General features: G+C 43.3%; 14 protein-coding genes. 9 read left to right on the plus strand and 5 right to left on the minus strand.

Annotation, left to right across the window (positions count from 1 at the left end; all coding sequences use genetic code 11):
- Window positions 1-98: 98 nt before the first annotated feature.
- The 3 genes from AC19MX_RS14890 to AC19MX_RS14900 all read right to left on the minus strand — a co-directional run bounded on the left by AC19MX_RS14890 (window position 99) and on the right by AC19MX_RS14900 (window position 4,524).
- On the minus strand, window positions 99-1,313 hold the full coding sequence (locus AC19MX_RS14890) for an RsmB/NOP family class I SAM-dependent RNA methyltransferase (protein WP_498299088.1): 1,215 nt from the start codon (window positions 1,311-1,313) through the stop codon (window positions 99-101).
- Between the two features lie 124 nt (window positions 1,314-1,437).
- The gene (locus AC19MX_RS14895) at window positions 1,438-2,706 is read right to left on the minus strand and encodes a sugar MFS transporter (protein ID WP_498299089.1); all 1,269 of its coding nucleotides are present in this window, start codon (window positions 2,704-2,706) and stop codon (window positions 1,438-1,440) included.
- 186 nt (window positions 2,707-2,892) lie between these two features.
- Window positions 2,893-4,524 carry an alpha-glucosidase family protein gene (locus AC19MX_RS14900; RefSeq protein WP_498299090.1) on the minus strand — a complete coding sequence of 544 codons (1,632 nt, stop codon included), beginning with the start codon at window positions 4,522-4,524 and terminating at the stop codon, window positions 2,893-2,895.
- Window positions 4,525-5,054: 530 nt separating this feature from the next.
- On the opposite strand from AC19MX_RS14900, the gene AC19MX_RS14905 reads away from it, so the two are divergent.
- The 4 genes from AC19MX_RS14905 (at window position 5,055) to AC19MX_RS14920 (ending at window position 13,563) form a co-directional block, all read left to right on the plus strand.
- The gene (locus AC19MX_RS14905) at window positions 5,055-7,844 is read left to right on the plus strand and encodes a TonB-dependent receptor (RefSeq protein ID WP_498299091.1); all 2,790 of its coding nucleotides are present in this window, start codon (window positions 5,055-5,057) and stop codon (window positions 7,842-7,844) included.
- A 100-nt stretch (window positions 7,845-7,944) separates the two neighbouring features.
- Window positions 7,945-9,468 (plus strand): tryptophan halogenase family protein, encoded by a 1,524-nt coding sequence (locus AC19MX_RS14910; protein ID WP_498299092.1) that lies wholly within the window; start codon window positions 7,945-7,947, stop codon window positions 9,466-9,468.
- A 75-nt stretch (window positions 9,469-9,543) separates the two neighbouring features.
- Window positions 9,544-11,487: a glycoside hydrolase family 13 protein gene (locus AC19MX_RS14915; protein ID WP_498299093.1), complete on the plus strand. Its 1,944-nt coding sequence runs from the start codon at window positions 9,544-9,546 to the stop codon at window positions 11,485-11,487.
- A gap of 108 nt (window positions 11,488-11,595) precedes the next feature.
- Window positions 11,596-13,563 carry an alpha-amylase family glycosyl hydrolase gene (locus tag AC19MX_RS14920; RefSeq protein WP_498299094.1) on the plus strand — a complete coding sequence of 656 codons (1,968 nt, stop codon included), beginning with the start codon at window positions 11,596-11,598 and terminating at the stop codon, window positions 13,561-13,563.
- Between the two features lie 173 nt (window positions 13,564-13,736).
- Here AC19MX_RS14920 and AC19MX_RS14925 read toward each other — a convergent pair whose 3' ends face one another.
- Window positions 13,737-15,050: a coproporphyrinogen III oxidase family protein gene (locus AC19MX_RS14925; protein WP_498299095.1), complete on the minus strand. Its 1,314-nt coding sequence runs from the start codon at window positions 15,048-15,050 to the stop codon at window positions 13,737-13,739.
- 444 nt (window positions 15,051-15,494) lie between these two features.
- On the minus strand, window positions 15,495-15,737 hold the full coding sequence (locus tag AC19MX_RS14930) for a YecH family metal-binding protein (protein ID WP_498299096.1): 243 nt from the start codon (window positions 15,735-15,737) through the stop codon (window positions 15,495-15,497).
- Between the two features lie 319 nt (window positions 15,738-16,056).
- Here AC19MX_RS14930 and AC19MX_RS14935 point away from each other — a divergent pair, with 319 nt between their 5' ends.
- The 5 genes from AC19MX_RS14935 to AC19MX_RS14955 all read left to right on the plus strand — a co-directional run bounded on the left by AC19MX_RS14935 (window position 16,057) and on the right by AC19MX_RS14955 (window position 23,829).
- Window positions 16,057-18,264 (plus strand): YfaP family protein, encoded by a 2,208-nt coding sequence (locus AC19MX_RS14935; RefSeq protein WP_498299097.1) that lies wholly within the window; start codon window positions 16,057-16,059, stop codon window positions 18,262-18,264.
- A 297-nt stretch (window positions 18,265-18,561) separates the two neighbouring features.
- Window positions 18,562-19,158, plus strand: a complete 597-nt coding sequence (gene trmY / locus AC19MX_RS14940) for a tRNA (pseudouridine(54)-N(1))-methyltransferase TrmY (RefSeq protein ID WP_498299098.1) — start codon at window positions 18,562-18,564, stop codon at window positions 19,156-19,158.
- 154 nt (window positions 19,159-19,312) lie between these two features.
- Complete coding sequence (locus tag AC19MX_RS14945) at window positions 19,313-19,630, plus strand: hypothetical protein (RefSeq protein ID WP_498299099.1); 318 nt, start codon at window positions 19,313-19,315, stop codon at window positions 19,628-19,630.
- A 285-nt stretch (window positions 19,631-19,915) separates the two neighbouring features.
- On the plus strand, window positions 19,916-21,901 hold the full coding sequence (locus AC19MX_RS14950; protein WP_498299160.1) for a glycoside hydrolase family 97 protein: 1,986 nt from the start codon (window positions 19,916-19,918) through the stop codon (window positions 21,899-21,901).
- 389 nt (window positions 21,902-22,290) lie between these two features.
- A complete protein-coding gene (locus AC19MX_RS14955; RefSeq protein ID WP_498299100.1) occupies window positions 22,291-23,829 on the plus strand; it encodes an MFS transporter in 1,539 nt (512 codons plus the stop codon).
- Window positions 23,830-23,905 lie beyond the last annotated feature (76 nt).

Raw genomic sequence — 23,905 nt, forward strand, 5'->3', positions numbered from 1 at the left:
ATAAAAAAACGGTGCTTAAAAAAGCACCGTTAAGTAATTGTTAATTATCAGTTACAGAAAATCCAGTCCCATAACGTTGATAACACCTTGCGCAAATATTATTCGGCAATGCGTTCCATCTTAGCAAGGTAGAAGCCGTCAAAGCCGCGCTCCGACACTAAAATGTTTTCATCTTCTAATAAAGTAAACTGTGGGTTTTCAGCTAAGAAGGCATCCACTTGTTGACGGTTTTCTTCTGGCATAATTGAGCACGTTGCGTAAATGAGCATTCCGCCCACTTTGACCATACGGCTGTAGCTTTGCAAAATATGCTTTTGCAGTTCAATGAGCACTGGCAAACGCTCTGGAGTATCACGCCATTTTGAATCTGGGTTACGTTTTAGTACACCCAAACCTGAACATGGCACATCTAACAAAACGCGATCGGCGGTTAGCTTTAAGCGTTTGATGGTTTTAGAGCTGGCAATAATGCGGGTTTCAACATTATGCGCGCCGGCACGTTTGGCACGGGTTTTAAGGTTATCGAGTTTCCATTGCTCAACATCCATGGCCAGTAAACGCCCCTTGCCTTGCATTTGGGCTGCTATATGTAATGTTTTACCGCCTGCACCTGCACACGCATCAACCACACGCATACCCGGTTTGGCGCCTACAGCATCGGCCACTAATTGCGAACCGGCATCTTGTTGCTCAAACCAGCCATCTTTAAAGGCATCGGTGCGAAACAGTGCAGAATCGGAGGTCACTTCAACAGCAGAGGCAACATCGGGTAATGCAATTGCTGTTACACCCTCTTTGTGCAAGCGAGCAATCAGCTTTTCACGATCGCACTTAAGCTCATTAACACGTAAATACCGCTTAGGTTGCTCGGTTAATGCGGCGCGCTCTGCTGGCCACTTGTCGCCTAATTGAGTTTGCCCTAGCTCGTTTAGCCATTCTGGACAACCGTCCCATAACACAGGATCGGCTTTGGCTTTTTCAAGATTGGCATCAAATGATGCTTGTTCGATTTGCAATGAATACTGCATTTTTGGCAAATCAAGACCATGAAACACATGCCAGCCATTAAGCAGTTTTGAACCTAGACGCTCAAATTCATCAGGTGTGATATCGACTAAAAAACAATATAAATTCAGCCGACGTAAGATATCGCCAGTAACTTGGGTGATCCGCGCTTGTTCTGATGGATTAAGCGATAAACCTGAAAAGTGCTCAGAGTAAGCTCTATCTAGTGGTTTTCCTCGGGTTAACACCATGGTCAGTACGTTTAATACTAATTCAGATGAACTGCCAGACAGCGGGTAAGTTAACATGGGCTCTCTCATAAAATAACAATAGTGTAAAAACGTGCCGATCATAGGGATTTAGACCACTGATAGCAAGAAAAAGCGACCCGAAGGTCGCTTAGTTTATCAGCCGTTAACGCATAAAATGCGATTACATTTTTGAGCCTTTAGCACCATAGAACAAAATAAAGCCATAACACACAACCGGTAAAATAAAGGCTAATTGTAAGCCCATGTTATCTGCCATTACGCCTTGCAGTAACGGCACAATGGCGCCGCCGACAATGGCTAAACATAAAATGCCGCTGCCTTGTGAGGTGTGAGGTCCTAAATCACGCAACGCTAAGCTGAAAATGGTCGGGAACATAATCGAGTTAAATAAACCCACCGCTAAAATAGACCACATAGCCACCGCGCCGCTGCTGTTCATCGCCACTAAGACCAACGCCGCCGCCATTAACGAATTAAAGGCTAATAGGGTGCCAGCTGGAATTTTTTGCATTACAGCAGAACCAATAAAGCGACCGACCATCGCCCCGCCCCAATAATAGGTAATGTACTTCGCCGCATCGGCTTCTTGCAATCCGGCGATATGTTCTTCGCCTAAAAAGTTAACTAAAAAGCTGCCAATTGAGACTTCTGCGCCCACATAAACAAAAATACCCACCGCACCTAATACTAAGTGCATACTCTGCCATGCACTGGTTTTCCCGTTATGCGTAACAATGCCATTGTTGTCTGACACTTCATTGTGTTCTGCAATGGTCGGTAAGTTTAGTTTAGAGAAAATTAAGGCCAGCAAACCCAACATACCTGCCAAAATAAGATATGGCAGTTTAACGACTTCAGCTTCTGCTTGAGCATGGCTTAAGCCTGCTACTGCGCCCGTAGCCACAGACAAAATCAATACCGCGCCAAAATAAGGGGCAACCGTTGTACCTAACGCATTAAACGCCTGAGTTAGGTTTAAGCGGCTCGATGCGGTTTCAACACTGCCTAAGGCATTAACATAAGGGTTAGCGGCCACTTGTAAAATAGTAATGCCTGACGCCAACACAAACAGCGCGCCTAAGAATAAACCGTAAGTGGCAAACGCAGCGGCTGGGTAAAACAATAAACACCCTACACAGGCAATCAATAACCCGCACACTATACCTTTTTGATATCCCATCTTTTTCACTAACTTACCGGCTGGCAATGACACCAAAAAGTAAGCACCAAAAAAGCAAAATTGAATCAACATGGCTTCGGTATAGTTAAGTGAGAACACCGCTTTTAAATGCGGAATTAGAATGTCGTTTAGGCAGGTAATAAACCCCCACATAAAAAACAGCGATGTTAATGACACCAGAGCAAAGCGATAATTACCGCTACCACCGTCTGTTGTTGTGTGTTGTGAACTTTGCATTGTTGAAGCCATAATTGGTCTCTTCTTGTTAGTTATATTGATTTAGTTATATAGATTTAGTTATTTCGATTTTTATTTAGCTGTTTAGGACATCTGCTGTGATGTCTGTGAGATGGCACATCAAGGCCCATTCAACTCGATATAGAACCTTTTGATCAAAAAAGCCGAAATACTCAGCATACTTCGGCTTTAATTAAGTTAGTCGATAAAGGCATAAAAGCTGCTAAATCCTGGTAACACAATAGTGTTTTCTTGCTGTTTATCTTGATGCCCTGTTGCTAGTCCATGGTCGTTCAGCACGGTATTGACCTTAATATCAGCTAACTCAAACTGTGATGGCTGTGCTGATAAGTTAAACAATACCAACATCCGCTGCGAGCCGAGTGTTCTGACAAAAGCCAACACATTAGGATGTGCATCGACAAATTGGATGTCACCCTCGATTAATACCGTTTGCTGCTTACGCCATGCTAAAAAGTGACGATAACTGTTTAAAATAGAGTCGCTATCGGCTTCTTGTACATCCACTGCACTATTGATGTGCTCAGCTGAGATGGGTAACCAGGGTTGTGTATGGCTAAAACCGGCATTATCTGCAGACTTAACCCAGGGCATTGGCGTACGACAACCATCACGACCTTTAAACATTGGCCAAAAGGCAATACCAAACGGGTCTTGTAACTGGTTAAATTCGATTGGTGCCTCGGTTAACCCTAACTCTTCACCTTGATAGCTGCAGACACTACCGCGTAACGAAAACAACATCGCATTGAGCATTTTGACCATGGTCGGGTTAACCTGCTCCTTGCCCCAACGCGTAGCAACACGTTGAACGTCATGGTTGCCTATTGCCCAACATGGCCAACCGTCACCAATACTGGCTTCTAATGCTTCTACGGTTTGGCGAATATAAGCAGCGCTAAAATCATCGGTTAATAGCTCAAAACTGTAGGCCATATGTAGGCGGTCATCGCCCTGAGTGTATTGAGCCATGGTCGCGAGTGAATCTTCTGACGAAACTTCACCTAATGTCACGGCACCGGGATAACGGTTAATCAATGCACGCAACGCTTCAATAAAGCCCACCGTTTGCGGCCGGGTATTATTGTAATAGTGGTATTGATAAGCGTAAGGATTGTCTTCGCTGAACCCACGGCCTTGGCGTTGGTCTTTCGGTTTAGCAGGATTGTCGCGTAATTGCTCGTCATGATAACAAAACGTGATCGCATCAAGACGGAAACCATCGACACCCTTTTTAAGCCAAAACTCCACGTTGTTTAACACCGCCTGACGGACTTGTGGGCAATGGAAGTTTAAATCTGGTTGGCTTTTAAGGAAGTTATGCAAGTAATACTGCTGACGACGAGGCTCCCATTCCCATGCGCAACCACCAAAAATAGCTAACCAGTTGTTTGGCGCGCTACCATCATCTTTAGGATCCGCCCACACGTACCAGTCGGCTTTATCGTTGTCACGACTCTGGCGACTTTGCTCAAACCACGCATGTTGATCAGAGGTATGACTTAATACCTGGTCAATCACCACTTTAATATTGCGTAGATGAGCCTGTTCAATAAGTTGATCAAAATCAGCCATGGTGCCAAATAATGGGTCAATTTCAAGGTAGTCACTGATGTCGTAACCAAAATCTTTCATTGGCGACTTAAAGAAAGGAGAAATCCATATCGCGTCAACATTGAGGCTAGCAATATAATCAAGCTTGGCTATGATCCCCTGCAAGTCACCCACACCATCGCCATTCGAATCCATCAAACTGCGAGGATAGACTTGATAAATCACCCCACCACGCCACCAGGTTACCTGACCCATTGTTTCCCCTTAAAATAAGCTAACCCGTCTCAAGACCCGTAAGTTAACTTTATGTTGCGAGCGAGTAACAGCCCGCTGTTGTTTTATTGATATCCCTGAGGATACGTGAATAAGGAAATCAGGTTCAATACACCTGCATACGTATGCAAAGAAACAAATAGCATTACCACTTTGCCAGAAACAATAAATAAACAATAAAAACAGAATCTTATCTTTGATTTTGATATCAACCACAATGGCTTTCAAATATACAATTACCCCTCTATATCCCTGCAACAAGCTTTGAATACGTATGCATAATATTGTCGGCAAAAGTGTACTGGGAGTAGTATCGTCACTGTTGTGCAACAATTTGGTCATAACTCCAGCACTTATGCAGTCACTTATAATGGTTATTTAACATAGTTATTTATCATAGTCATTGAGCATGCTGGGGCATAAACACAATAAAGACTGTAACCATAATTCAAAAGGACACTAACACTCGACCTAAATCAAGCGGTTAAGTGTTCACTAAAGGGGAAAGATGAATGTTGCTATTTAAACCGAGCCTACTTACGTTAGCATTAGCCGCCGCGGGTGCGAGTATCAGCGCTTACGCTGCAGATGATGTACAAACAACAGCAACCGCTGAAGAAAATATCGAAGTGATCCAGGTCACTGGTATTCGTCGCAGTTTACAAGAATCACAATCATTAAAAATGTCTTCATCTTCAATCGTTGAAGCCATTTCTGCAGAAGACATTGGTAAATTACCTGATGTCAGTATCGCAGAGTCACTCGCTCGCCTACCCGGTATTACCGCACAGCGACTTGATGGCCGTGCAAACGTTATTTCTATTCGTGGCCTAGGCCCAGATTTTACCACTGCCACCTTAAACGGTCGCGAACAAGCGTCTGTTAATGACAACCGTGGCGTTGAATTTGACCAATACCCTTCTGAATTACTTAACCGTGTTGTGGTGTACAAAACCCCTGATGCATCGGTTATGGCGCAAGCCATTGGCGGCACGGTAGACATGCAAACCATTAGCCCACTGACTCATGGCGAGCAAGCCATTGCGGTGTCATTACGTGGCGAAATGAACGATTTGGGTTCACTTAACAGTGGTTCAAGCGACACTGGTTATCGTGGCAGCATTTCATATATCGACCAATTTGCCGACGACACTATTGGTATTGCATTGGGTTATGCCCGTATGAAGTCGCCTAACCAAGAAGAGCGCTGGCAGGCATGGGGTTACCCAGATTTATACAAGCATGTTGATAATGGGCGAGAGTTTTACAATGCAAACGGGTCATATAACGATGTCGATGGCGAAGCTGCTGGCTTTACAGGTTTAGGTGGAGCAAAACCGTTTGTACGCTCAAGCGAATTAGAGCGAGATGGTGTATTAGCTGTATTTGAATACGCACCTAATAACCAATTCACTTCAGTTGTTGATATTTATTACACTAAATTTACTGATGATCAGCGTTTACGTGGTATAGAAATTCCTGGTGCTTGGGGATCTAACGGTGGTTTAGTTTCACCTATAAGTGAAGATGGTTTGATGGTGTCGGGCTCGATAAGTGGCGCTGAAGTTGTTGTGCGTAACGATGTCAACAAACGTGATGCTGACTCGTTATCAATTGGCTGGAACAACAAGTACACCATCAATGATAATTGGCGCGTTGAAGCTGACATTGCAATGTCAAAAGCCGATCGTACCGACATTGGTATGGAAAGTTACAGCGGCACAGGCCGTGGTACCGGCGTTGGCGCGGTTGATGACTTAGGTTTTGCCTATAATGGCGATGGCGGTTATGACTTTACTCACAACTTAGATTACGCCGATCCAAATGTGATTAAATTAGGCGACCCACTCGGCTGGGGCAGCCCATTAGGGCCTAACACCCAAGACGGTTTTATTAATAAACCAGAAATTGAAGATGAGCTAAACTCGTTCCGTTTAAGTGCTGAGTACATCTTTGATGAAGGCGCTGTTCGTAGCGTTGAATTTGGTGTTAATCGCACAAATCGTGACAAGAGTAAGCTTGATAAAGGTTATTACTTAACACTTGCCGGCTACGATGGATCTGATAACTACCTAGAAACCGTGCCAGATCAATTCTTGCTATCACCGACTTCACTCGACTTTTTCGGTATGGGTGATGTACTCAGCTATGACTCATTAGCATTTTATAATGCCGGTGGTTACACCGAAACAGACGTAGCAGATGTGGATTTATCTCGCGCAACTAACTCTTGGTCTGTTTCAGAAGAAGTGTCTACTGTATTTGTTAAAGCAAACCTGGAATCTGAATTAATGGGTTTCCCATTAACGGGTAACGTCGGTTTACAAGCCGTACATACTGACCAAAGCTCTGACGGAACAGTCGCAACCGTTGAAAGCGGAGTGGTTAGCTTAACACCTCGCACCGCAGGTGACTCTTACGTTGAATGGCTACCAAGCATGAATTTAGGCTTTGAAGTAGCCGACGGTCAAATGGTTCGCTTTGCAGCTGCACGTACCCTAACCCGAGCGCGTATGGACAAAATGAATGCTAACGTTAACTTTAGCTACAATGAAAATCCAAACGACGGTGTTAACTGGTCTGGTGGTGCGGGTAATCCTGAATTACGCCCTTGGTTAGCGCGTCAATATGACATTAGCTACGAAAACTACTTTAGCGATCAAGGCTACTTCTCGTTAGCTGTTTTCTACAAAGACCTAGAAAACTACGTCTATGACCAACAATCAGCCTTTGATTTTAGCACTATTTTACCTCAAGGCGCTGACGACAACCCAATCGGGCTTGTGTCTCAACCACAAAATGGTCAAGGCGGTTATGTACAAGGTATTGAAGCCTCTTTATCACTAGATTTCGGCTTATTTGCAGATCAACTTGAAGGTTTTGGTACCATCTTAAGTGGTTCGTATAACGACAGTGAAGTGAAAGAAACCTCAGATAGCGCAGCGACAACATTGCCAGGCCTATCTGAAAAAACCTTTAACGCAACGGTTTACTATGAAAACGCCGGCTTTGAAGCGCGTATTAGCTCACGCTACCGCAGCGACTTCTTAGGTGAAGTGACCGCAATCAGCTTAACGCGTGTCAATGTTAACGTGAAAGCTGAAACCGTCGTTGATGCGCAAATTGGTTATGACTTTACTGAAAGCGGAATCGATGCACTATACGGTCTATCGGTTCAGTTCCAGGTCAACAACTTAACCAATGAGCCATTTACCTCATACACTGGTGAAGATGCACGTCACGTACGTGATTATCAAAACTATGGTCGTAACTTTATGTTAGGTGCCAACTACAAGTTTTAAACGGCTTGTAATATAAAACCTCTCTCAAAAGCCTCTGTATCTTTTACAGGGGCTTTTTAACTTTATTGCACTCATCACACAATAAACAAAGGCGATAACAATGAAACAAACAACAATAAAAAATATTGTCATTGTGGGCGGCGGCACCTCAGGGTGGATGACAGCGGCCATGCTAGCGAGGCTGTTTAACACCCAACTCCATATTACTCTCATCGAGTCTGACGCCATTGGCACTATTGGTGTGGGCGAAGCGACAATCCCCCCGCTACAAATTTTTAATAGCGTACTGGGCATTAAAGAAAGCGACTTTATTAACGCTACCCAAGCCACTTATAAATTGGGCATCGAATTTGAAAACTGGTATCAACAAGGTGATGCTTACATGCATGCCTTTGGTAATGTTGGCCGCGACCTAGGCTTTACATCATTTCACCATTACTGGCTTTGTGCCCAGGCCACTCAAAATACTGACTCAAACACGCAATACAATTCAGCAGACTTTTGGCGATATTCCATTAATTACCAGGCCGCTAAACACAATAAATTTCAGCCTATAGCCAATATTCCCAATGCACAAATGTCGGGCATTACTCATGCCTACCATTTTGATGCCAGCCTATACGCCACCATGCTGCAACAATATTGCTTGCAACGAGGTGTAAACCGTATTGAGGGGAAAATAGATAACACAACACTTGATAACCACGGCAATATTGCCAGTGTTATCTTGCAAAACGGCCAAACCATCTCCGGTGATTTTTTTATCGACTGCTCGGGCTTTTCTGCCCTATTAATTGAGCAAGCGCTTGGTGTCGATTATGAAAACTGGCAACATTGGTTACCTTGTGACAGTGCCTACGCCGTGCCGTGTGAAAGTACTCATCCACTGCTGCCATATACTAAAGCCACCGCACATGATGCAGGTTGGCAATGGCGTATTCCGCTGCAACATCGCACCGGCAATGGCATTGTTTATAGCAGCCAATACATGAGTGATGCGCAAGCAAAACAGCTGTTACTCAATAACCTTGATGGCACACCATTAGCTGAGCCCCGTAAAATCAAATTCACCACGGGCAGACGGGTAAAACAGTGGCATAAAAACTGTGTCGCGATTGGTTTATCGAGCGGTTTTTTAGAGCCGCTAGAATCCACCAGCTTACATTTAGTGCAATCGGCGATTATTCGCCTAACTAAATTGTTCCCGCATCACGGCATTCAACCTCAGCAAGTCGATGAGTTTAATCGCCAATCACAAACTGAGTTTGAACAAATTCGCGACTTTATTATTTTGCACTACCACCTCAACGCCAAACAAACAGAACCCGATAATACTGGGTTATGGCAGCATTGCCGCGACATGAATATTCCTGAGAGCTTGCAGCAAAAAATCGATTTATTTAGCCAAACAGCCTGTGTATTTAGGCACCAAGACGAACTCTTCACCGAAGCCGCCTGGATACAGGTGATGCTCGGCCAGGGCATTACACCTGCAGACTTTCATCCGCTCGCGGCAGCGGTTGAGCCTGCTGCGTTACAAGATTATTTAGGCAACATCAGTAAAGTGATTAACACCACAGTTGCCAACATGCCTGAACATAGCGCGTTTATTCGCGCGCTTTAGTGGATTTGGTGCATGGCATCTGTTGAAGATAAGAAGCTCAATACCATAAAAAATAAGAACTAAAAAGGACACCACATGACCTTGTCGAACTCAAAGTCACGCTCAAAGACTCACGCAAAGCCAAACTCATTAACGCCAGCAAAAAAGTGTTTGCTTGCAGGTTCAATTTTATTCGGTTTAGCAATCAGTTGCAGTGCATTATCTGTGAATGCGGCGGTTAACGTTGAACCCCTTTCGTGGTGGGCAGGCATGCACAATCCACAACTGCAATTATTGGTTGCTGGCGATAGTATTCGTGGCCACCAGGTTAAACTGCTCAACGCACAGGGCGTAAAGCTGATAAACGTTGAGCAAACCGCTAGCTCCAATCATTTGTTTATCAATTTAGATTTACAAGATGCCAAAGCACAACAACTAAAAATTGGCCTTTATGATAATGATCAGCTAGTCGAACAATTTGATTATGCTATTCAAGCACGGGAGCCCGGCGCGCGCGAACGCCAGGGGTTTAGCAATAAAGATGTGATTTACTTAATCACCCCAGACCGCTTTGTTAACGGCAATCCAGATAACGATAATCACCCAAGCATGCTCGAAAAGAGCGACCGTAGTGTTGATGGTGGTCGCCACGGTGGCGACATTTTGGGGATCCGTAAAGCGCTGCCCTACCTGCACGAGTTAGGTGTGACTCAGTTATGGATTAACCCACTGCTTGAAAACAACCAAGATAAGTATTCTTATCACGGTTATTCAACCACCCACTTTTATCAAATAGACCCACGTTTTGGTACAAACGAAGAGTACAAGGCACTAGTGCAAGAGGCGCGCAGCTTTGGCATTGGGGTCATTAAAGATGTCATTGTGAATCACATGGGCTCAGGTCATCAATGGATGGCCGATTTTCCGAGCGAAACCTGGGTTAACGGCCAACAAGCCTGGCAGCAAAATCCGCAAGATATTTTGTACACCAGCCACCGTCGCACCACAGTACAAGACCCATACGCGGTGACCAGTGACACCGCTGATTTTGACAAAGGCTGGTTTACCGACACGATGCCAGACATGAACCAAACCGATCCACACATGGCAACTTACTTAATTCAAAACAGTATCTGGTGGGTTGAATATGCAGGCTTGAGTGGTATACGCGAAGACACCTACTCTTATGCAGACAAAACATTTTTAACACGTTGGTCTAAAGCCATTATGGACGAATACCCAAACTTTAATATTGTTGGCGAAGAATGGACAAGCAACCCGATTACCGTGAGTTACTGGCAGTCAGGTAAACAAAATAAAGACGGATACACCTCATACACCCCAAGTATGATGGACTTTCCGCTGTACGACACTTTGATTGCCAGTTTAACCGAGCCAGAAGGCTGGGACACAGGCTTAATTAATTTGTACCAACGCTTAGCCGACGATGTGGTGTATGCCAAGCCGACAGACTTAGTGTTATTTGAGGGCAATCACGACACCAACCGTTTATACAGCCTGATGAAAAACGATTTAGGCTTGTTTAATATCGCAATGGCCTACGTGCTCACCAGTAACCGTATTCCACAGATTTTTTACGGCACAGAAGTGCTAATGCAAAGCCCAAGTGAAGGCAGAAACGATGGCGCGGTGCGCGGTGATTTCCCGGGGGGTTGGCCGCAAGATAAGGTCAACGCCTTTACCGGTGAAGGCTTAGATATCCAGCAACAAGCGACATTGTCGTTTATGCGCAGCTTGCTTAATTACCGTAAAAATTCTGCAGCAATACAACACGGCAATTTACGTCATTTTGTGCCTAAAGATGGCGTATACGTGCAAAGCCGCCATGCGGAGAATGAAACCTTGTTGATTATTTACAATAAAAATGAGCAAAGCGTTGAGCTCGACTTATCACGCTTTAGCAGCGTATTTAATGGCAATACTCAAGGCGTTGATATTATCAATCAACAATCTTATCAATTAGATACCCCGCTTAAGCTTGAGCAAAAAGGCGTGACTATTTTGTCGCTCAAACGATAAGATTACACATTGCTAAGGCTAGGCTGAACCACTGTGGATTAGCCTAGCCGTGATAAACACACACGCTTATGCACCACACCAAGTGGATACCAAGATAAAAGAGTCCCTATGTTATTACCTTCAGTATCAATTAACGTTAACATGCGTCCCCTCACCTACATAGCCGTGATAGGGTTAAGCTTAAGCATCAGCGGCTGTAAGCCCACCAATACCGACATTCAAAAGACTGAAAATGTGAGAGAATCGGCATTATCAATGAAAGTTAAGTCATCGCCAACAACCGGTAAACCCGTGGTGTACCAGGTTTTTACTCGCTTATATGGCAACACTAATACCACCAATAAACCCTGGGGCACCATTGCCGACAATGGTGTGGGTAAATTTGGCGACTTTACCGATACCGCTTTACAAGACATCAAATCCCTCGGCACCACTCACGTGTGGTATACCGGAGTGCCGCATCATGCAGTCATTAACGATTACACCAGTATTGGGATCAGCAATGACGACCCCGATGTCGTTAAAGGCCGTGCTGGCTCACCTTATGCGGTAAAAGATTATTACAACGTCAACCCAGATTTAGCGACCAATCCAGCCAATCGCCTAGCTGAATTTGAAGCCTTAATCGAGCGCACTCACGCTAATGGCATGCAAGTGATTATCGACATAGTGCCCAATCATATCGCCCGTAATTATCACTCTCTGTCAGCCCCAAAAGGTGAGCCAGACTTTGGTGCCAATGACAATACCTCACAGGTTTATAGCAAATATAACAACTTTTATTATGTTATCGATCAAGACTTTGCCGTACCCGATGTTCCCAATGGCTACGCACCGTTAGGCGGCGAAACTCACCCTCTGAGCGATGGCAAATTTACTGAATCACCAGCTAAATGGACCGGTAATGGCTCACGTTTAGCCAAACCTGACGCCAACGACTGGTATGAAACCGTTAAAATAAATTATGGTATTAAGCCCGATGGCAGCCACGACTTCCCTGCACTGCCCGCTGACTATGCAAGCAAAGCGGCCGCGGAGCATTTGGCTTTTTGGCAAGCACAGGCCAAAGATGATATCCCAGATTCATGGCGTAAGTTTGAGCGCATTGCCCAATACTGGTTAGCCAAAGGAGTGGATGGATTTCGATACGACATGGCCGAAATGGTACCGGTTGAATTTTGGAGCTACCTCAACAGCCACATTAAGCACACAAACCCCAATGCCTTTATTTTAGCCGAAGTATATAACCCTGATTTATATCGTGATTATATTCATTTAGGTAAAATGGATTACCTGTACGACAAAGTGGATTTATACGACAGCTTAAAAGCCATTATTCAAGGTAAAGCCAGCACAGCGGTTATCGCCACAGTGCAAGCAAAAGTGAGCGACATTGAACAGCATATGCTGCACTTTTTAGAAAACCACGACGAGCAACGTATTAACACCGCCGATTTTGCCGGTAATGCATTTAATGCTCTGCCAGCAATGGTGGTGTCGACCACATTAAGCCGCTCACCCACACTGTTGTATTTTGGCCAGGATGTCGGCGAGCAAGGTGCTGAAATGGCCGGTTTTGGCCAACCGACTCGCACCAGTATTTTTGATTATATTGGCGTACCTGCACACCAGCGCTGGATGAATAACGGTAAGTTTGATGGTGGACAGTCAACACCGGATGAAAAGACATTACGTGCTTATTATCAAACACTGCTTAACTTAAGCCATACCGCTACTGCGCTAAGCGGTGAGTATAGAGAATTAGACAGCATCCAACGCCAAAATAAGCTTAAAGGCTATGATGACAGCGTATTTGCTTTCAGCCGCTTTAACGATGTTCAGCAATTAATCATCGTCAGTAATTTCAGCCAAAGTCAGAGCAAGCAATTTATCCTTCAGCTACCAAATACACTCATGCAAATGTGGCATATTAACGGTAATAAACAACTGACCGATTTATTAAAAAATACCCCACTCAATCAGCAACTCATTTGGCATCAAGATGGCAGTGCCAGTGTTGATATTGAACTAGCCCCTTTACAATCTGTGATTCTTGACGTTATCAATAAGACGTAAAATGATACTGACAAGACTTGAGGGCCTGTTGATATCAGACTTACCCATTGGTTTGCTAGCAAGGCGCAGTCTTTTATTACTAACTGCGTCAATCGCTAGCCTAATGCAAATCAATGCAACGCAGCTGTAAGACTAAGGGCTGGTTGATAGCCGTTTATTAATCCGTTCAGGGGTTAAATACTTGCCAGTGTTTCAATTGCGCTTAAGGGTAATTCACGGGCCTGCTCGCGAAGAAAATCCATTCCAGATAAAAAGCCTGAAAACATTTTAAGCGCAATAAACTGGCCTTCAACGGTGGTAATGTAATTCTCACCTTGTTTAGTCAGCGCCCCTGCTGAAATTAAAAAACTCATTTCTAACGGAAATGCATGCCACAAAGACTTGCCCGTGTAGGCTTTACATTGTTGATTATTCAGCAAGCCAAGGCCCATCATCATCATTAAATAATGCTGTGAAAGTGCCTTGGTTTTTAATGGTTTGGTATAACAAGTGCCACTTTGTCCTGCTTTGATACGGTGAATATAATTTGGAATATCAAAACTGGAAATTCTAAATTGCTCGCCAAAACGACCAAATGCGCCAGAGCCGACACCGAAGCAGTCTTCACCGTCTAATACATATTTATTTTCAACTGGCTGACCAAAGTTACGGCTAAAGGTCCACGGGAACTCCATCACATAATGCTCTGCTAATGCTTGTTTTACCGCTAAAAATTGAGGCCATAACGCTTCGGGTTCGCCTGCAAGGCAACCAGCTTTTTTGCGGTTTTTACCAATGCCAAGGGTTAATGGATAGGTGGTGATTTGATCAGGATGTAACCGGATGGCTTGTGCTAAATCAATAGCAACAGCTTCAGGTGTTTGAATCTTAAACCCATACATCATATCAATGTTGACTGTAGGTATGATTTCGATAGCACGACTAACATACTCAGCCTGCTGTAAACCGCTGCCAAATTTTTCAAAACGACCAACCGCTTTTAAAATATTATCGTCAAAGCTTTGTATTCCAATCGACATACGGTCGACCAAACCTTTGAGTAAATGCGGATTACCGTCTTTAAAATAAATAGGGTCACTTTCACACGTGACTTCACGTACTGAGGTTAATGACTTAATCAACTCTATCGTTTTAATCAACTCATCTTCTAAAATAGTGGTCGTGCCGCCGCCAATATACACCCGATTAAAACGAAAGCCTTGGGCTATAACTTGGCGAATTTCTTGTCTCAGCGCCGTAAAGTATTCGCGCGCGACAGGCTCATTAAATTTAATTTTATGAAATGAGCAATAACGGCACAAGGTATGACAAAAAGGAATGTGGATATAAAGCGTTTCAATCGGCTTGTCTGGCACAATAAGTGGCTGTAATTCATCAATTGCGACAGCATCGTTCAAGTTTAATGAATGCCTTATGGTTTGACCCATAACCCAGTCAAGGCTGCTTGTGGCAATGTTTAACTTTGAGGACGTAAATAATGTGTTCATAAAGTTGGCCTTAGTCTTAGAAACAGCCAATGACATGAATAGTTAAATCAGCTGGATTGGCTTTAGCACTGCAAAGCAGTGCGACGTAAGTATGCTATTTAACCGCGATGATTTGCATAATATTAGAAAATCTATATTTGCTCGAATAACCACACCTACACTGTTACCTACACAATACGAGCCTTCTTATTGTTAAAATTTGATGTTGGTCACATATTGAACTTCAAAGGTTTAACGGGAAGCTGTGGGTTAATTGGTAAAATCGATTTATCCGAGCAAGAAACCATCACTAAAGAGTAAGTGATTCATATTGAAAGGGGGATCTTACGTTAGATTAGGTAATATTAGGCTTATCTAGAACCAACTAGTGCTAAGCCATATATTGCTACTTTAGTGACCTTAAATAGGTTAGTGACCTTAAATAGGTTAGTGACCTTAGAGAGTTTAGTGATTACAGATTTTATCGGCTGCGGTGGTAATGCCGCCATTACTCGGAATAAACTTACCTTTGCCTTCTAAAAATGTAATCAGCATCTCAGCGTCCATTTCTTCAGCAGAGCAAGTATGATAGCGAGTCTCTGCGCCAAACGTAGTTTCCATCATCATTTTAAGCTCTTGCTTCGTTAACGCAGAACCGTGGTTTAACATCATTTGCATTACTTGATGGCCGTGGATTGAATCAGACATTGTATCTCCAGTTAAGATGTAAAATTTTTATACTTTATATCTTATTCTTGACAGGCAAACCCTGATCTCGCACACAAAATAATAGAATCGAGAACTATACATATTCAGATATAGTCATCTACCAATACTACTACTACCGTAAACTAGCGAGAACCTACACATAAGAGTGCCTTGCACACTACAAACACATCACTTATGAGTATTGATAATAAATTGTTAAAACTTCATTATTTGCTACGAAATATCTTTCTATAAATACAATATTTATGGTGGAATTTTAGAGTTTATTCATAACGTTATTATTTGATGGAGTATGTAAATGGAATTAACACATAAGTGGCGACTGTCTATCGTTGCCACAACACTTTCTTTTGTTTTAATAGGCTGTGGTTCTTCCGATGATAAAGATGAGGCAATCAAAAACGTTGCACCGTTAATATCTTCAAGCGCTGTTGTTACGGCTATCGAAGATACTGAATACCAGTATCAGCTAACCGTTACCGATCCTGATGATGCCAATGATGGAACACATTTAACATTCACATTAACGAATGCGCCTGATGGCATGACCATTAACAACACAGGTCTGATTTCATGGATGCCGCTTGAAGGAGTATTAACCTCAGGCACTGTCACTGTGACGGTCAGAGATGGCGGTGAAGACGAAGCACAACCTGCTGTACAGAATTTTGAAGTTATAGTAACGCCTGTGAACGATGCACCTGTTGTGTCTGCTATTACGGCCCAAAGTATTGAATCCGGCTCAACATTCACTTATCAATTAGTTGTTACGGATGTAGATGATACTAACATTGAAAATGACATTAACTTTGAGCTAGTGACTGGACCAACGGGGTTATCTATTACCCCTTCAGGCTTAATGACTTATACCTCATCCGTATCTGAAACAACATCAACCGATATTTCGGTACAAGTTGCTGATGGTGGCGAAGATGGAGCAGCGCCAGTTCAAGTTAGCTTCAATTTAAATGAAAAATATTTTTATACTATTTCGGGCTCAACGATTAATTATTTTAATGGTGAAGTGATCCCCCAAAGTATGTTGACGTTATCAAATGGTACTGAAATTGTTGATTCAGTAACCTCTGATTCTGAAGGGGTATTCATATCACGAATTCAAGATACTCAGTTAAGTGACCGATTAACATTAGTTGCTGATGCAACTGGCTATTCTGAAGCTGCTGTCAGTATTTCTAGAAATGAAATCACTCAAAATCATAGTCTATTACTCCAACCTGTACATGAAACCGTTAGCTTTGATGCAACACAAATTGCTGAACTTGCAGTTGATGGTAATGTTTTGGTAACGCTACCAGCAAACAGCCTTGTCGATTCTAGCGGTAATGTTGTGACGTCAGCTGTTGTGGCTGAACTGACCATCATTAACCCCGCGATTGATATCGAAATGATGCCTGGAGACATGCTCACAGTTAATAGCGCAAATGAAGTCGTACCTATCGAATCTTTTGGCGCTATCACGGTAAGTTTTGTTGATGCATCGGGTAACAAACTGCAACTTGCGGCAGGTAAAGAGGCCGGGATTAATATTCCTGCTGCGGGTAACAACCCTCCAGCAACAAGTCCGCTTTATTATTTTGATACTACGTCGGGTTTATGGGTAGAAGAAGGTGAAGCACAATTAGTTTCCATCAATAACCAATCATTTTATCAGGGAAATGTGAGTCATTTCACGACATGGAATGCTGATATAATTTACGAAACAATTGTTGTTAATGGATGCGTTCAAGACGAAGACGGTAACTTACTAGACGGTGCTAGAGTGATTTCAGATGGACGTGATTATTTAGGGCGATCACTGACTTTCTCTATTGAAGATGGCTCATTTAGCATACCTGTAAAATCTAATTCTACTGTCTTGCTGGGTGCAACAATTGGTTTTCAAAGCCGCACTTCGATTATTAATACCTTAGAGGAAGATATTAATTTAGATGAATGCTTAGTACTTTCAGAAGCATTAACTAAAATAACCCTTAATTGGGGGGAAGCGCCTCGCGATTTAGACTCACACCTATTTATTACTGATGTAGAGGGTATCGAAAACCATGTTTATTTCGCAAATTCCGAAGTTACAATTAATGACACTATTATTTATTTAGATGTTGACGATATCACAAGCTTTGGCCCTGAAGTAATTTCAATCCCTCAATTTCCGGTAGAAGGAAGTTATGACTATTATGTCTACAATTATTCGGGTTCACCTGAGATCGACCCAGCTACAACTCGTGTCGAGATAATTTTTAATAATCAGCAGCGTATTTTTAGCCCTCCAACTGATGGCATCACAGAATGGTGGCATGTTGCTAAAATTGAAAAAGACGTAGATGGACAATTATTATTTACTTCGATTAATGAATGGGTTGAAGAGCCTGTAACCGTTCAATCAGTCTCACCACAAATGATACAACATGCTCAATCTGTTGTGCCAATTAAACAAATTCAATCTATCGTGAAGGGACTAATCAGCAGTAAATATTACGATAACTAAACTAAGTTCAACAAACATACCAGGGGATTGAGTCGAGCACTTAATCCCCTTTTCTGTCTGCAATGATTACCCCACTATTCAACTACGACAAGAGCCTTCGACTTACTGTTTAAGCCTCATTTTTATCTAAGTATCTGGTTATTGAGATTAATCGCATTACAGTAGGCATTAAAACTGTGATAATGGCCGATATACTTTGTCGCTAATGGATTGGGGGATACAGATTTAACTGTGACTCACTGATTAGCGGAGAAGATAATTGATGTTCGCTTAATTTAATTTCCAATAGGATTTACGATGCGCGCTTTTGTAGTTCGAGCCAGAGCGGCTCCAGTTGATAGTCAGCAGTTTTTGGCGGGTATAGGTCAATCTGCTCACACTGAAATTTTAGCCCACACTTTAATGAATACCATCTTCGTTGCTCAATCACATCGTGATGATGTCGTGGTGTATTTAGTGTTAGAAAGCACGACCGATTTTTCACGCACAATATGCTTTCGTTCAAGTGAGTTAGGTCATATCGGTGGCTTTCATGAGCAAAACCTCACCAATAAAATAGCCAAGGCATTAACGGTATCCAAAGGTATGGATAAAGAACAGTTACGTGACGTAGAAGCAGGCATTACCGTCCGCACTGTTAGCTTTGAAAAATTAGTGCAAGAATTAGCCGAAGATTACCAGCTTTATATGTTAGAGAAAAAAGGTACCCCGGTTCGCGATGTTGAGTTTGCGCAAAACCCATGTTTTTTACTAACCGACCATATCCCTATGCCTAAGAAGAGTTTTAACAGCCTTAAACGTCTTGGTACTCAACACATTAACTTAGGCCCTAAAATGCTGTTTGCATCGCAATGTGTGGTGTTGATCCACAATGAATTAGACATGAGATTGTAACACTGGGCAGCGTTAAGCAGACTTTATTGATTTGAGTGCACAATTCATACTGTAGAATTCATACTGTAGAATTCAGACTACAAAATACATACTGCACTCAAGTCTTTCATTACTCGCTTCAGTAAAAACAAGTCGTCATAGGAGGCTCTTTGATATGGAAATTCACGAACACTTCAGTGATGAAGCACGCATCCAACTCAGCTTCTTTTCTTTTATGGCCATCGCACTATGGGTTTGTTTTGGTGCAGCCTTGTCCTTTTCTATCGCATTTCTTTTGGTCATTTCAACACAAATCCATATTGAAGGTTCAGAAGGCGAAGTCTTTTGGTTCGCTAGCCTAATGTATGCTTTTTTAGGTTTTGTTTTTTCGGTAATTGGCGCTGCACTCATTTACCCTGTATACAGCTTTTGGTGTGAACGTTCGCGAGGTCAACGAGTAAAAGGTAAATTTGCGCTGGTAAAACGTGAGTAACCCACTTCCACCCTTTGGATTAGCGTCTCACTTCATGCAGGTAAAACAAAACCACCTTGTCATTCTCGCTCTGAATACGTATGCAGATCTTTGCGGTAAAATCTAAAAGCGTCATATATTACTTGTTGATAACAATATAATAATAAACAACAAGGATACCGTATGACGCCCTCATACCCACAGCCTGCGGCTTTGTCTCGTAGCGCTGAGACTCAATCTCGATTTAATAAATCAATTATTAGTTTAACCTGCGCAGTTGTCCTATCTGGTTTAGCATTTTCTAGCATGGTGAATGCTAAAACTGTGCATGTGAGCTCGCCTGACACCCACATCAATATCAGTTTAACTGACGACAATGGCCGTCCTGAATATCAAATAGCCTTTAACGGTAAAACCGTCATTAACCCGAGTAAACTTGGCCTGGTATTTCAGCAACTAGGTGAGTTTGCCAGTGAATTTACCATTAAAAATATCAGTCGTAGCAGTGTTGACCAAACCTGGCAGCAACCGTGGGGGGAGCGTGAAAATGTGCGCGATCATTACAATCGTATCAAAGCCACCTTGTCTAACGGTACACTCGATTTTGATATTGAATTTAAAGCCTTTAACGACGGCATTGGCTTTCGATACCTTGTACCAAAACAAGCGGGCCTAGCGCACACACCCAAACTGGATATTACCGACGAGCTCACCGAGTTTGTTATCCCAAATCCACAGCTTACAACAGCCTGGTGGATCCCGGGGCGAGGTTGGAACCGCTACGAGTATTTATACCGCACCACCACGCTGGATAAAATCGACCGCGCCCATACTCCAATGACGTTTAGAACAAATGATGGCGTGCACATGAGCATCCATGAAGCCGCCCTAACTGATTATGCCGCCATGGTGTTAAATCAAGGCCGTGACGGGACATTACGCGCAGATTTAACCCCATGGTCAGACGGTATTAGGGTGAAAACTCAACCTGGGTTCACCACACCGTGGCGCACCATTCAAATTGCTGACAATGCTATTGGTTTACTCAATTCCGACTTAATCCTAAACCTCAACGAGCCTAACAAACTGGGTGATGTGTCCTGGGTACAACCAGGTAAATACGTGGGTATTTGGTGGGGCATGCACCTAAACGAAAACACCTGGGGCAGCGGTCCAAAACATGGCGCCACCACCAGCGAAACCAAACGCTACATGGACTTTGCTGCGCAATATGGCTTTGACGGTGTATTAGTTGAAGGCTGGAATGAAGGTTGGGATGGCAGTTGGTTTGATAATGGCGACGTGTTTAGCTTTACCAAAGCCTACCCTGACTTTGATCTTGATGCGATTAGCCAATACGGTAAAAGTAAAAATGTTCGCTTAATCGGCCACCATGAAACTTCAGGTTCTGTGACCAACTACCGCAATCAAATGAGCGATGCATACGACTTATATAAAAAACATGGTGTCACTCAAATTAAAACCGGTTATGTGGCCGACGGCGGCGACATCAAGCGTATTGATGAAAACGGCATAGTGAGACACGAATGGCACGACGGTCAGTTTATGGTTAATGAGTATTTGCACAGCGTAACGGAAGCGGCAAAACGCGGCATTAGCATTAATGCTCATGAGCCAATTAAAGACACAGGCTTGCGCCGCACTTACCCTAACTGGATTGCGCGCGAAGGCGCGAGAGGCCAGGAGTTTAATGCCTGGGGCAGCCCACCCAATAATCCTGAGCACACCGCGATATTGCCATATACCCGAATGCTGGCAGGACCAATGGACTTTACCCCAGGGATTTTCAACTTGGCCCCACAAGGATTAGATGCCGAAAACCGCGTACAAACCACGCTAACCAAACAACTGGCGCTGTACGTTGTGTTATACAGCCCCATCCAAATGGCGGCAGATTTACCGCGTAACTATGTGCAACGACTTGATGCATTTCAATTTATTCAAGATGTGCCAACTGATTGGAGCGAGAGTATTGCCCTTGCCGGTGACATTGGTGATTACGTGGCGTTTGCTCGAAAACAACGCGGCGCGGAAGATTGGTATTTAGGTGCATTGACTGACGAGAAGCCACGTAAATTAACGGTTAAACTCGAATTTTTAACGGCTGGTAAACGTTATGAAGCCCAAATATACCGTGATGGTCATAACGCTGATTGGCTAACAAATCCGTATGATTACGTCATTGAAACCAAGATTGTGAGTGCCAAAGACACTCTTGCCCTGTCACTCGCGTCAAGTGGCGGTACCGCAATTCGTTTTAAAGCACTGTAATATGTTACGTAAGTGTTTGTGTTTGGTTGCTCAAATGGCATGAATACGTATGTAGCACGTTGAACCCACAACAGGCTCAAGGCTACTATAAAACCTGCTATTTCGTTCTCAGATTGCAGGATGAGAAGGGCTAGGTCGTTTCTGGTAAGCCACTTGTTGAGGCCACCAGCTTTACAGCACCTTAATTGCCTTTATCGATGGTTTATTAGGAAAATAAGCCATCGATAGAGCTTAGGTCTTGGCGAATACTTGTCTTAGGGAGATGCGTATTCGCCATTTTTTATGACACCATTATCTCAAGTTTGTATCTGGCAAACTTAAGAGCCACGTAGCATCATTAAAAGTAATAATAAAAAATCAGCATAGCGACTGATAATAAGGGATATAACATGTCTGCGGAAAATCATCATAAAGTGACTCAACAGCCACAGCTCAGCTTTTGGCAAATCTTTAATATGTGCTTTGGTTTTTTGGGGATTCAATTTGGTTTTGCCCTACAAAATGCCAATGTCAGTCGTATTTTTCAAACCTTAGGTGCTGCCATCGACGACATTCCTATTTTATGGATTGCCGCGCCGCTTACAGGCTTAATTGTGCAGCCCATTATTGGTTACATGAGTGATAACACCTGGAATGCCCTTGGCCGTCGTCGTCCTTATTTTTTAATTGGTGCAGTGTTAACCACATTGTCACTGTTTATTATGCCTCACTCACCTACCCTGTGGATTGCTGCGGGCATGTTGTGGATTATGGACGCATCAATCAATATCGCTATGGAGCCATTTCGTGCCTTTGTTGGTGACAACTTACCTAAAAATCAACGTACCCAAGGGTACGCAATGCAAAGCTTTTTTATTGGCATAGGCGCCGTTGTCGCTTCTGCCATGCCATATATGTTAACCAACGTGTTTGACGTAGCCAATACCGCTGCAGCAGGTGAAATTGCAGATTCAGTGCGCTATTCATTCTATTTTGGCGGTGCGGTTTTGTTTGTCGCGGTGGGTTGGACTATTGTTTCAAGTAAAGAGTATTCACCTGAAGAGTTAGCCTCGTTTGAGCAACATGCCAACCATGTTGACACAGCAGAAAATACCAACAGCCGCACCAGTAAACAGTATCAAAACGGTGGTATTATTTGGATGCTCATTGGCGCCATATTTACCGCAGCCATTGTCATTCAAGATCTTGATAAACAGCTTTATATTCTCAGTATTGGTATTTTTGCTTTTGGGCCTCTGCAACTGTTTTGTGCCCGTAAACTCACTCAAGCAAACAATACAAGCGTGCAACGCAAAAACTTTGGCATGTTGTTTAATGTGGTCGATGATTTGTTCCATATGCCAAAAGCCATGCAGCAATTAGCTGTAGTGCAGTTTTTTGCCTGGTTTGCCCTCTTTGCCATGTGGATTTACACCACCGCGGCCGTGACCTCACACCATTACGCAACCAGCGACGTGCTTAGCCAGGCGTATAACGACGGTGCTGATTGGGTGGGAATGTTATTCGCCTCATACAACGGTTTTGCCGCAATTGCCGCCATCATTATTCCCTTTTTAGCCAAAGCTGTCGGCATTAGACTAACCCACACCATCAATATGTTTTTGGGTGGACTGGGACTTATCAGCTTTATGTTTATTGAAAACCCGAATCAATTGTGGATCCCCATGGTTGGTGTTGGCTTTGCCTGGGCCTCTATTTTGTCTGTGCCCTACGCCATGTTGTCGTCTGCGTTACCCGCTAAAAAAATGGGGGTGTATTTAGGGATTTTTAACTTTTTCATTGTTATCCCTCAGCTACTTGCGGCCAGTATTTTAGGCTTGTTGTTAAAAGTCTTTTTTGACGGTCAGCCAATTTACGCCCTGGTTTTGGGCGGCGTATTTATGATGGTGTCGGGCATTGCCGTACTGTTTGTAAAACAAGATAACTAAATCAATTAACCGTTTATTAAATACAAAACAATAACAGTGATCTGTCATCGTCACAGACAACATTTTTGGGGAAGTT

It is taken from the genome of Shewanella sp. MF05956, from assembly GCF_059758055.1.